At 70.3% G+C, this 12,296-nt stretch carries 8 protein-coding genes; 3 read left to right on the top strand and 5 right to left on the bottom strand.

The genetic code is table 11. The features are described from left to right. Positions 1-182: 182 nt before the first annotated feature. Entirely contained in the window at positions 183-1,121 is a 939-nt protein-coding gene (locus tag WIS52_RS25970) for an AraC family transcriptional regulator (protein WP_349301006.1), read from the bottom strand. 71 nt (positions 1,122-1,192) lie between these two features. Here WIS52_RS25970 and WIS52_RS25965 point away from each other — a divergent pair, with 71 nt between their 5' ends. Then, on the top strand, positions 1,193-4,162 hold the full coding sequence (locus tag WIS52_RS25965) for a bifunctional cytochrome P450/NADPH--P450 reductase (protein WP_349301005.1): 2,970 nt from the start codon (positions 1,193-1,195) through the stop codon (positions 4,160-4,162). Between the two features lie 83 nt (positions 4,163-4,245). Then, entirely contained in the window at positions 4,246-5,181 is a 936-nt protein-coding gene (locus WIS52_RS25960) for a LysR family transcriptional regulator (RefSeq protein ID WP_349301118.1), read from the top strand. Between the two features lie 45 nt (positions 5,182-5,226). Here WIS52_RS25960 and WIS52_RS25955 read toward each other — a convergent pair whose 3' ends face one another. From WIS52_RS25955 to WIS52_RS25945, 3 genes are read right to left on the bottom strand one after another with little or no spacing between them, the layout of a single operon-like run. Continuing rightward, on the bottom strand, positions 5,227-6,642 hold the full coding sequence (locus tag WIS52_RS25955) for an amidase (RefSeq protein WP_349301004.1): 1,416 nt from the start codon (positions 6,640-6,642) through the stop codon (positions 5,227-5,229). Further along, positions 6,639-8,051, bottom strand: coding sequence for a M20 family metallopeptidase (locus WIS52_RS25950; RefSeq protein WP_349301117.1), 1,413 nt, complete (start codon positions 8,049-8,051; stop codon positions 6,639-6,641). The genes WIS52_RS25955 and WIS52_RS25950 overlap by 4 nt, the downstream gene beginning before the upstream one ends. 41 nt (positions 8,052-8,092) lie before the next feature. Beyond that, positions 8,093-9,628, bottom strand: coding sequence for an AbgT family transporter (locus WIS52_RS25945; RefSeq protein ID WP_349301003.1), 1,536 nt, complete (start codon positions 9,626-9,628; stop codon positions 8,093-8,095). Between the two features lie 482 nt (positions 9,629-10,110). Between WIS52_RS25945 and WIS52_RS25940 the strand changes: the two genes are divergently transcribed. Continuing rightward, positions 10,111-10,911 carry a transposase family protein gene (locus tag WIS52_RS25940; RefSeq protein WP_349301002.1) on the top strand — a complete coding sequence of 267 codons (801 nt, stop codon included), beginning with the start codon at positions 10,111-10,113 and terminating at the stop codon, positions 10,909-10,911. Between the two features lie 56 nt (positions 10,912-10,967). Here WIS52_RS25940 and WIS52_RS25935 read toward each other — a convergent pair whose 3' ends face one another. Continuing rightward, positions 10,968-11,942 carry an AraC family transcriptional regulator gene (locus tag WIS52_RS25935; RefSeq protein ID WP_349301001.1) on the bottom strand — a complete coding sequence of 325 codons (975 nt, stop codon included), beginning with the start codon at positions 11,940-11,942 and terminating at the stop codon, positions 10,968-10,970. Between the last annotated feature and the right edge of the window lie 354 nt (positions 11,943-12,296).

Genomic DNA, 12,296 nt, shown 5'->3' with positions numbered 1-12,296 from the left:
CGACCTCCGACGAGCCGAGGAACCGTGTCATCCCGTCCGGGGTGTCGGAGAGGACCGTGGTCCGGTGACCGGAACGTCCGGGAGAGGGACCGGACGTCGGCGCGCCTCGGGACCGCTACGTCAGTGCCGTCCCCGGCGCAGCTCCGTCGGCGTGAGCCCGAACCATCGCCGGGCCGCCCGCGTCAGCGCCGACTGCGCCGTGAACCCACCATCTGACTGACCTGCGACAACGGCAGATCGGTCTCGGTCAGCAACCGCTGTGCGACGTCCCGCCGAGCCTCGTCGAGCAGCGCATCGAACGTCGTCGACTCCGCCGCCAACCGACGCTGCAACGTGCGCGGATTGACCGTGAGCCGCCGGGCGACCGCGTCGAGATCCAGGGGAGCGGACCCGAGGGACCGCGCCAGCACCGTCCGCACCTGCCCGCTGGTCGTCCTCCGGGGCTCGGTGAACCGGTCACCGACGTACCCCATGGCGACCTCCCTCAGCACCGGATCGGCACCCGGCACGGACGTCCCGAGCAGCGGCGTCGGAACCCGGAGTAGTGCCGAGGGCTGCGCGAAGCGCACCTGCGCACCGAAGTGGTCGGTGTAGACGTCCACAGAGGTCAGCGGCGGATGCGGCAGATGCACGGACCGCAGACCGTAGGAGCCACCGCTCAGCCGCACGAGCACACGGTGGAACAGGCTCAGCGCATAGTCGACGACCTGCGGAGGAAGCGGATCGATCTCCCGGTTCGCGTAGCGCAGAGCTGTGACACCCGCTTCGGCGTCGGGCACCTGCGCGACGCTTGAGCCGGAGCTGTGCGCGAACAGGAACCGGACGGCGATGTCGAGGCCATCCCCGAACGTCGCCGAGTTCTGGACGGCGATCGACAGTGGACCGAGCACGCCGATGTCCTGCCGGGTGGACAGGCGCAGCCCGAGGTCCGGGCAGGCCAGGTCGGCGGCGACAGCCGAGAGCAGCCGGGCCGCGGCCCGGCCGTCGATCAGCGCCTCGTCGTTGTCGAGGGCCCCCAGAGGCACGGTCGCGCGCGCGAAGAGCTCCGCCGCATCCCCGCCCAGGTCGGCGACGAGCTCGGGAAGGCCGCGCAGCGCGGCGGCACGGAGGACGGACCCCATGGCATCTGAAGGTAAATCATCGTCGCCCGAAGGTAAGCCGGGAGTGCGGGACGGAACGAACACTGGAGTGCATGGCCACGCAGCAGATCCCGCAGCCCCGTCCGCGTCCCGTCGTCGGCAACCTGCCGGACCTGGACGCCGAGAAGGGCATCTTCGGCCTGATGGAGCTCGCCGACACCTACGGGCCGATCTACCGCCTGGACGTCCCGGGCGGGCGACTGGTGGTGGTCAGCTCCCAGGAGCTGGTCGACGAGCTGTGCGACGAGTCGCGGTTCGACAAGAAGGTGCACACCCCGCTGCGCCACGTGCGCGACTTCGCCGGGGACGGGCTGTTCACCGCCGAGACCGACGAGCCGAACTGGGGTGCGGCGCACCGCATCCTGATGGCGGCGATGCACCCGTTCGTCGGGGCCATGGTGCGGTCGCTGGTCGAGTCGGGGGAGCGGGGCCGTCGGCTGCCGCTGCAGAACCGGCTGATGCTGCGGGCCCGCCACCAGTACGACGAGGACCGCCGGCTCATGTACGAGGTCGCCGACCAGCTCATCACCGACCGCAAGCGCCACCCGCTGCCGGCCGGGCAGCGCGACATCCTCGACACGATGATCACCGCGACCGACCCGCAGACCGGTGAGCGGCTCTCCGACGAGAACGTGCGCTACCAGCTCGTCACGTTCCTGATCGCCGGTCACGAGACCACCAGCGGCCTGCTGACCTTCACCATCCACGAGCTGCTGCGGAACCCGCAGATCATGGAGCGGGCCCGAGCGCACTTCGACGAGGTGCTCGGCGACCGCGCGCCCGGCTACGACGATCTGGCGAAGCTGGGCTACCTCGACCAGATCCTCAAGGAGAGCCTGCGGCTGTGGCCGACCGCGCCGGCCTTCGCCGTGCGGCCCTACGAGGACACGATCATCGGCGGGCGCTACCCGGTCCGGACCGACGACACGCTGCTGGTCGTCATCCCGCAGCTGCACCGCGACCCCGCGGTCTGGGGCGAGACGGCGACGACGTTCGACCCGGACCGCTTCTCCTTCGAGCGCGCCGAGGCGCTGCCCCCGAACGCGTGGAAGCCGTTCGGCAACGGCCGGCGCTCCTGCATCGGACGCGGCTTCGCCCTGCAGAAGGCGACGCTGTTCCTGGCCATGCTGTTGCAGCGCTTCGACATCACCGCCGCCGATCCCGACTACGAGCTGAGCGTCGTTCAGACCCTGACGATCAAGCCCGACGGGCTGCTCGTGCACACCCGCCGCCGGGAGACCACGATCGTCCCCGCCGTACCCGCTGCGAGCCGCGCGGAGAGCCCGCGGATCGCGGCGGCGGAGAACGGGATCCCGATCCGCGTGCTCTACGGCTCCAACGCCGGCACGTCCGAGGCGTTCGCCCAGCGGATCGCGAACGATGCCCGGCTGCGCGGCTACACCGCGTCCGTCGACACCCTCGACAGCGCCGCGCGGCACCTGCCGACCGAGGGCGCCGTCGTCGTCGTCGTGACGTCGTCATACGAGGGGCAGCCGCCGGACAACGCCCGCGCGTTCGTGCCGTGGGTGCGCGACCTGCCCGAGGGTGCCCTCGACGGGGTCCGGTACGCGGTGTTCGGCAAGGGCAGCACGGACTGGGCCCGCACCTACCAGGCGATCCCGAAGGCCGTCGACGAGCAGCTCTCCCGGGCCGGGGCACGACGCCTGGTCGACCGCGGCGAGGCCAACGCTCGTGGCGATTTCTTCGGCGACTTCGAGGACTGGTACGACGGCTTCTGGGCGCCGGTCGACGCCGAGTTCGGCCAGGCGACGGGGGAGCCCGCACCATCACCGCAGCTCGAGGTCGAGTTCGTCGGCGCCGTACGCGACCCGATCATCCGCCGCAACCAGCTCGAGCTCGGCACCGTCGTCGCCAACCGCGAGCTCGTCGACATGTCGGCGCCCGGAGCACGGTCCAAGCGGCACATCGAGATCGCGCTGCCCGACGGCGCCGAGTACCGGGCCGGGGACTATCTGGTCGTCCTGCCGCGCAACCCCGCCGCCGTCGTCGACCGCGCACTGGGTCGTTTCGGCCTCGGCTACGACAGCACCATCGTGATCCGCACCGGCGGCGGGGACAGCTTTCTGCCCGCCGACACACCGGTCACCGCGGGGGAGCTGCTCGCCGGCTACGTCGAGCTGACCGCGCCGGCCACCCGCAAGCAGATCGAACAGCTCGCCGGCGCGACGGTCTGCCCGCCGGACAAGAAGGCTCTCGACGCCCTGGCCGGTGAGGCCTACACCGCCGACGTGCTCGACACGCGCGTCAGCGTCCTGGACCTCCTCGAGCGCCACCCGGCCTGCCGGCTCGCGTTCGCGAGCTTCCTGCAGCTGCTCGGACCGCTCACCCCGCGTCAGTACTCGATCTCGTCGTCGCCGCGGTGGAGCACCGACCACGTCACGCTCAGCATCGCCATCGTGAGCGGTCCTGCGCTGTCCGGCCAGGGTCTGCACGAGGGCGTGGCGTCGACCTACCTCGCGCAGGCCCGGCCGGGCACGAAGGTGGCCGTCAGCGTCCGACCGTCCAACGTGGACTTCCATCCGCCGCGCTCGGTGTCGACGCCGATGGTGATGGTCTGTGCCGGCACCGGGATCGCGCCGTTCCGCGGGTTCCTGCAGGAGCGGGCGCTGCGCGCGCAGGACGACGGCGTCGCGCCGGCCCCGGCGCTGCTGTTCTTAGGCTGCGACGACCCCGAGGCCGACTTCCTCTACCGCGACGAGCAGGCCGCCTGGGCGGACGCCGGGATCGTCGAGGTGTACCCGGCCTTCTCGGCCGACCCCGTCGACGACGTCCGGTACGTGCAGGACCGGCTGTGGGCGGAGCGGGCCCGGGTGGTCGAGCTCGTCCGCGACGGGGCGGTGTTCTACGTCTGCGGGGACGGCCGGCGGATGGCGCCCGCCGTGTACGACACCTGTGCACGGATCTACCGGGGGGCCACCGGGGCGACGGCCGAGGAGGCCGTGTCCTGGTTGGACGCGATGCAGCACGACCACGCCCGCTACGTCGCGGACGTGTTCGCCTGACTCCTGGTCGAGCGCACGACATCCACGGGGGATCATGTTGGCCGGAGACCGGACGGCGTCGGAGGTGGGAGCACGTGCCCGACATGGCGAACCTGCTACCGATCGAGCTCGTCTACTTCCGCGAAGCCGCCCTCTGCGGCTCGATCAACGGCGCTGCGGCGCGGCTCAGGATCGCCGGTTCGGCGGTCAGTCGCCAGATCCGCAAGCTGGAACGGTCGCTCGACGCCGTCCTTCTCGTCCGGCACGGCCGGGGGGTGGAGCTCACCGACCAGGGGCAGCGCCTGCTGACCCACGTCCGCCGGATGGAGGTCGAGAGCGCCGCCCTCCGGGATGACCTCGCCGGTGGGGCCCGGGAGGACGAGCAGCTGCGGGTGGCCTGCCCGACGGTGTTCGCCACCACGGTGATGGCCGGCGTGGTCCGCGAGCTCCGCATGCGGCACCCGCGGCTGCGGCTGACCGTCATCTCCGCCAAGGCCGAGGAGGCGACGCGGCTCGTCGCCGAGGAACGGGTCGATGTCGCCGTGACGGCGGTGACGAGGCCGACCGAGGACGTCCGCATCGAGTTCTCGGCGGTGCTGCCCACTTACGGCGTGGTCGGTGCCGACCACCCCCTCGCCGGCCGGGACCAGGTCACCATCGGCGAGATGCTCGACGAGCCGTACGCGCTGCTGCGCGGCCAGGGATCCGCACGTGAGCTCCTCGAGAACGCTGCGCGCAAGGTCGGGCGGGAGCTGCGCCCCGTGCTGGAGTGCGACCAGCACGAGGCTCTGATCGAGTTCGTGCGGCTCGGCGCGGGTGTGTCGTTCGCGCTGGCCCTGGGCGTGCCGGACGCACGTGCCGAGGGGATCGCGCTCGTGCGGCTGGACGTCCCGGAGCTGTCGCAACGCAGCATGCAGATCCAGACCTCGCCCTGGCGGCAGCTCAGCCGCGCCCAGCTGGATTTCCTCGAGATCATGAGTGCGGTGCTGTCCGCCGAGGACGAGAGCGCCTCCGCGACGACGGAGGCGTCGGACGGGTGATGCGGCCGTCTCCGCACCGGCGGAGACGGCCGCGTTCCGTCGGGATCAGAGCACGACCGGTGTGACGATCTCGCGCAGCCAGTGCGCGATGGCGGTCACCCGTGCGTCGTCCCCGTGTCGGCCCATCACCTGGACTCCGTAGGGCAGACCGCGCACGGACATCAGCGGTGCGTTGACCGCAGGTGCGCCGAGCAGCGACGACACCGTCCCGAACGCGGGGTTCCCGGTCGGCCACGTGACCCCGGCGGCGGCGGGCACGTCGGGATCCCAGGCCGGAGCCGGGCCGGCCGACGCGGGGGAGAGGACCGCGTCGACCCGGCCGGACACGGCGACGTACGCCTGCTTGACGACGTTCTGTTCCTGCAGCGCCGCCTCGTACCCGGCCGGTCCCATCTCGTCGGCCCGGTCCAGGAAGAACTGCCGGCCCCGCTCGCTGACCCCCTGGGGGTTCGCCTCGTAGACGGGTCGGAACGCCCACGAGTACTCCCAGGCCAGCAGGGAGGTGGTGAGCGCGGTCGCGCCGACGAGGGCGCGCTCGAAGCGCTCCACCGGCGCGTCCTCGCGGCGGAGCACCGTCACCCCGTGCGCCCGGACCTGCTCGACGACCTGCTCGAACGCCTCGTGGCTCGCCGGATCGAGGTCCGGCCATCCCTCGGTCTCCATGACGGCGACGGTGAACGGTCGATGCGCCGGTGGGAGGTCGCCCGGACCGCGCAGCGCAGGCCACCCGGGGTCCCCGCCCGCACGACCGGCCATGGCGATCGCGACGTGCCACATGTCCTCGGGGCACGCGGCCACCGCGCCGTGCGCGGCGGTGCTGCCCGCCTGGCGTTCGCCGCGGTTGACTGCTCCCTGGGAGGGCTTCAGGCCCCAGTTGCCGTTGAAGCTTGCCGGCCGCAGCAGGGAGCTGGCCGACTGGGTGGCGAAACACGCCGGGACCATCTGCGCACCGACGGCGGCGCCCGATCCGGACGACGAGCCTCCGGGCGTGTGTCCGGAGTGGAACGGGTTGGTCGTGGCCGGGGGCTGGGGACCACCGAGCTCCGCCGTCGTCGTCTTGCCGACGATCACGGCTCCGGCCTGGCGCAGTGCGGCCACCGCGGCGTTGTCCCGTCGCGGGAAGTTGCCCGAGAACGCCGCACACCCGTACTCGGTCGGCATGTCCTTGGTCTCCACGACGTCCTTGACGCCGATCGGCATGCCGTCGACGGGGGACAGCGCCCGGCCGTCGCGCCATCGTCCGGTGCTGCTGTCCGCCTGCCGGCGGGCGCCCTCCTCGTCGAGGAACGCCCACGCCCGCACGACCGGCTCCCGCTCGGCGATCGTCGCCAGGCACCGCTCCAGGTAGTCGCGGGGGGTGTCGGTGCCGCTCCGGAAGGCGTCGACCGCCCGATGGAACTGCAGCCCCTCGAACGATGACGGGTCGTAGGCGACGACGTCGTGGGCGGCTCGGGCGGTCATGAGTTCCTCCGGACGGGGTTGTCGGTCTGCACGTCGCCCAGGTCCCAGAAGAGCCCGGCCATGATGCCGATGGCCTCGCGGCTCAGGGAGGCGAGCAGGTGCTCGTTCGGCGCGTGCTGGGCGCAGGCCGGGTACGAGTGGGGGATCCAGATCGTGGGCAGCCCCAGGACGTCGGCGAAGGCGCGGTTCTGGATGCTGGCCCCCACGCTGGGCAGGATCGTGACGTCCTGGCCCGTCGTGCGACGGACCGAGCGCGCCGCGAGCTGCGCCCACGGATCGCCGGGGTCGAGGCGGGTCGCGGACATGACCGGGCCCACCTGCGCCACGGTGACGTTCCCGAATCCCGACCGGTCCAGGTGTGCACGGACTCCCTCGACGAGACGGTCCTCGTCCGTCCCCACCACGAAGCGCAGTTGCAGCGTGGCCCGGGCGTACCCGGGGATCGCCCCGACGGTGCGCTCCGGCTGGCCGGTGACGACGTCCAGCACCTCGAGCGTGTTCCAGGCGAAGAGCCGTTCGCCGGGGGACAGGCCGGGCTCGCCCCAGTCCTCGCTGAGTACCGGATCGTCGTCCCCGCCCCCGATCGGGAGATCACGGACGAGCTCGCGGACGGAGTCCGGGATCCCGTCGCGGGGCGTGAGCGCGTCGACGAGGAGCCGCCCGCGGGCGTCGACGAGGGCGGCGATCGCACCTGCCAGGACCGTGCCGGCGTTCGCCAGTACCCCGCCCCAGTTCCCCGAGTGGTAGGAGCGCTCGCGCAACGACGCCTCGAGCCGGAACATGAACATGCCCCGGTTCCCCAGCCAGAGAGTGGGGGTCCCGGTGGACAGCCTCGGTCCGTCCGAGGCGAGGAACACGTCGGCGGACAGCTCGGCCGCGTGGTGCCGGCAGAACTCCATCATTCCGGGCGAGCCGGCTTCCTCCCCGGTCTCGAACACGGCCTTGACCGTGTATCCGAGGGTGCCCCCTCGCTGCGCGATCACCTGTTCCAGCGCGGCGAGGTTGATGGTGTGCTGGCCCTTGTTGTCGGCGGTGCCCCGGCCGTACCAGTGGTCGCCGTCGACGACCAGCTCCCACGGGTCCAGGCCCTCGCGCCACTGGCCCTCCTGCGGTGGCTGCACGTCGGCGTGGCCGTAGGTGAGCGCGGTGAATGCGGCGTGCTCCTCCTCCCGCACCGCCAGCAGGAACGGGTGCTCCGGAGAGACCGGATTCGGTTCCACCCGGGTGCGGAAACCGAGCCGCTCGAGCCGCGGAACGAGGTGGTCGTCGAGATAGCGTCTGATCTCTCCGGCCTCGGCCGGGTGGACGCTGACCGTCCGGTAACGGACCGCGGCCGTCACGTCGTCGAGGAGCCGGCCCGAGTCGACGTAGGCGTACGCAGCGTCGATCGCTGTGTGACGTGCGGAAATGATGTCTCCTTGATCGTTTTCTGGCCGGGTGCGCCGGGGGGTCAGTCGATGCGGAATCCCGCACCGGGTCCCAGCGGGAGGTCGAAGGCGTAGAACACGGCCAACAGCAGGGTCTGCACGATGAGCAGGCCGATCGCGTAGGGCAGCGTGTTGGAGAGCAGGTGACCCAGCTTCTTGTCCTTGTCCCATTCCCGCATGAATCCGAGAATGACGATCATGTAGGGCATCAACGGGGTCACCATGGAGGTCGCGCTGTCGCCGATGCGGTAGGCCATCTGCACCGCGGCCGGGTGCAAGCCGACCTGCATCAGCATGGGAACGAAGATCGGCGCGAGAATGGCCCAGAGCCCGGATCCGCTGGTGATGAGCAGCGTGAGCACCGCGGAGACGATGACGACGCCGAGCAGGACACCGAATCCGGTGGCGTCGATGCTCAGCAGGAGCTCTGCTCCGTTGACCGAGATCCAGAGCCCGATGTTCGTCCACTTGAAGTAGGCGCTGAACTGGGCGATGAAGAAGACGACGACGATGAATCCGCTCATGCTGCGGACCGCCTCGGTGAACTTCGTGGTGATGTCGCGGCCCGAACGGATCTCCCGGGTGACCAGACCATAGGCCAACCCGACGAGGGCGAAGAAGCCGAAGAGAAGCGGCACGATCCCGGACAGGAGCGGGGACGGCACCAGTCCGCCGTCGTCGTTCTGCACCGGTGAGCCGGGAACCACGGCCGCGACGACGATGACGCCGGCATAGGCGAGCGCCACCAGGCCCGCGACGAGCAGACCACGCTTCTCGACTGTCGCGAGGGGCTCGGCCGACGCCACGTGGTCACCGTCGTACGGACCCATCCGCGGTTCGACGATCCACCGGGTGACGGCACCGCCGACGAGGACGCAGCCCACCATCGAGACGACGTAGAAGTAGTAGTTGTCCGCGGGTGTGACCTCCAGGCCCGGGCCGAGGATCGCGGCCGCCTCGGTGGAGATGCCGGCGAGCAGGGGGTCGGCTCCGGTGATCATGAGCCCTGAGGCGTAGCCGCTGGCGCAGCCGGCGAAGGCGGAGACGATGCCGACGAGCGGGTTGCGCCCGAGCGTCCGGTAGACGATCGCCGCGAGCGGCGGCACGAGGAGGTAACCGGCGTCCGTCGCGATCATCGAGTTGTTGGCCACGAGGAACACGGCGAACGGCAGCAGCCAGGCCGGGGTGCGGAGCAGGGTCGCGCGGACGAGTGCTTTCAGCAGCCCGGTCCGGTCCGCCAGCCCGATGCCGATCATCAGGGTCAGCACGACGCCCACCGGCGAGAAGCCGACGAAGTTGCCGACTGTGTCCTCGAGGATGAACTGCAGTCCGGCCGCGCTGAGGAGGCTCTGAACCGGCACGACCTCGCCGGAATCGGGGTGGGTGACCGTGACGCCGATCTGCGCCAGCACCGCCGAGAGCACCAGGATCAGGCCGATCAACCAGAGGAAGATGATCAGTGGTTCCGGCAGCTTGTTACCCAGCCGTTCGATCGCGTCGAGCGTCCACGGTGGACGCCTCCGAGCCGGGCGTTGCTTCTGTGATGCTGGTGGGGGCATGGGGCGTCCTTGTGTCTCAAGGGGAGAGTGAGCCGCCGTCGACGATCACCGGGACGTTATCGGCGATCGGGCAGAAGAGGTGACGTGTGGAGTAGCCGATCAGACATACCTGCGTTGCGTTTCTCGCAACGAAAGGTCGGACGAACACATGCAACGAGTGCTATCGGCTCATCGCGGAACTCGTCATAGATCCGATCGACGGCTGTCCCCACGGTGAACGGACGACCCCGGTGCGCCGCAACTCACTCCAGCCGCGCTCGCCGCGCCGATCTCCGAGCGCGACCACGGCGCGCACCTGATCGACACCGCGTCCGACGTCCACCGCTCATCGCCGCGGCGTGGAGTCTCCGAGTCAGTGAGCCTTTGCCAACCTGGCGTCCGAGCTGGTCAGCGGGTGTGCGGCGTGGCGTGACCTCGAATGGGTGAAGCTCCTGGTAGACGGGCGATTGACTAGATCTGACCGCCTGACCAGGAGCTTCAAGGTGTTGTCCTACCCGTCCGGGATGACCGTGTCCAGCCGCGCGCTCGGCGTGCTCTCCGATGCGCTGCGAGCGCACCGCAACCAGCGCCGTACCCGGTGGCGGAAGCTCTCGCCCGGCCGGCAGGCCCTGCTGGTAGTCGCCCACCTGCGCAAGGGCGAGACCTACGCCGATCTGGCCTGCGGCTTCCGCGTCGGCACGTCGTCCACCGTGTACCGCTACTTGCGGGAGGCACTCGATCTGCTCGCCGCGATGGCGCCCACGCTGGAGCAGGCGATCGAGGTGGCCAAGGGCAAGGCGTCCGTGATCGTCGACGGCACGCTGCTGCGGATCGACCGGGTCGGCATGGCCTGCGGCTACGACCGGGCCTTCTACTCCGGTAAGCACAAGGCGCACGGAGTGAACGTGCAGGTCATCGCGGACCCGGTCGGCAGGCTGGTGTGGATCTCCCCGCCGCTGCCCGGCGCGCGCCACGACATGGGCGCGGCCCGTGAGCACGGGATCATCGACGCACTCACCGCCCATGAGATCCCGGCCGCGGCCGACACCGCCTACCAGGGCGCCGGCCCAATGGTCGCAGTCCCACAGCGCCGCCGGCGCCTGGACCCTGACACCGGTCGCTACCGGCGCCTGTCCCGCAACCAGAAAGAGGTCAACCGCGCACACGCCCGCCGTCGCGGGCCGGGCGAGCGGGTCAACGCCGAACTGAAGAACTGGAAGGTCCTACGCAGGATCCGCTCCAGCCCGAACCGGGCCGGGCAACTCATCGCTGCAGTTCAGACCCTGATGATCGCCAACGACTGATCAGGTTGGCAAAGGCTCAGTGTCGCATTCCCTTCGGCCGAGGCGAGTGCCTCGGGTCAGACCTGACGCCTGTAGGCGACCGGAGACGATCCGGTCAGTCGCCGGAACGACTTCCCGAAATGCGACGGGTCCGGGTAGCCGCAACGGTGTCCGATCTCCGTGACGGACAGGCTGGTCGTTCGCAGGAGCCGTTGCGCCTGCTCCAGGCGCAGCCGACGGTGATAGGCGCTCGGTGTCTCGCCCGTCTTCTGCCGGAACAACCGCAGGAGGTGGAACCGGCTCAGGCCGGCGACCGCGGCGAGTTCTCCCAGATCTGGTGTGACGTCGAGGCGGGAATGGAGTATCTCGACGACCTGGGAGATCCGGGCGTCGCTGAACAGCGCCTTCGGCGGTGCCGGTGCCGTGCCGTGCCTGGTCAGCAGGTGCACGGCGGCGAACTCGGCCGCCGAGGCGGCGTACAGATCGCTGACGCCGGCCCGGGCCGCCCGCTCGAGCTGGACCAGCATCGACCGCAGCACGTCGTCGTCGAAGCCGATCCTGCTCGGCACGGGCAGGGAGGACGGTTCCCGCCCCCAGAGTTCGTCGGCCGCCCGCGCCATCGTGCTGCGGGGGATGAGCAGCCGCAGCTCCCTGACCACCGCGTCACCAGCAGGGGACTCCCAGTGCAGCAGACTCGACGCATGTGGTGACTTCAGGGCGAGCGATCCCGGTCGCATCGATCCGGTGCTCCACCGGCTGCCGTGCCGGCTCTGCACGTCGCGAACGCCGTCCACCTGCAGGTCGATCATCTGGGCATCGACCCCCGGAAGCGCGACGTGCTCGACGTGCGCGGAGATCTCGAGCATCTCCAGCCGCACCGACCACCAGCCGACGCTGCGGCTGTCGAACAGGACGCTGGAGTACCGGCGGTGATCCGGACCGAGGTCGAGCGCGACGACGCTCATGTCGACAACGTGAGATTGACGACCGCCATACCGGAAAATTACCCGGGTCGGACCACCCATCACAAGTATTGACGACAACGACAGCAACTCCCGACCACTTCCTCGTCATGCCGACCGATATGTTCGTTGTCATCATCGATGAGATCAGCCGAACGAATCTTCTGGTGGATGGAAGAACGGCGTGCCGGCTCCCCGACACATGTATCCGCAACGTCCCTGATGCACGCTCCCGCAAACGACCGGCCGAAGCGAGATGTACGCCGTGACCCGGATCGGCCGACACGCAACCCCGAGAGGTCCCGCGGGGGGTTGTGAGACTTCTCCCGAACCTGTTCGGAACGCCGAGAATCGTCGGTCGACGATCGTGCCGATGCGGGGCGCGATCGCCGATGAAAGAGACCCGACCATGACGAGGCAGGACACGCCCACACCGACACCGGT

Origin of the sequence: Pseudonocardia nematodicida, assembly GCF_040105385.1 — a bacterium.
Taxonomy (GTDB): domain Bacteria; phylum Actinomycetota; class Actinomycetes; order Mycobacteriales; family Pseudonocardiaceae; genus Pseudonocardia; species Pseudonocardia nematodicida.
Note: the sequence above shows the minus strand (reverse complement) of the source record. Positions and strands in the feature narration are given on the sequence as shown.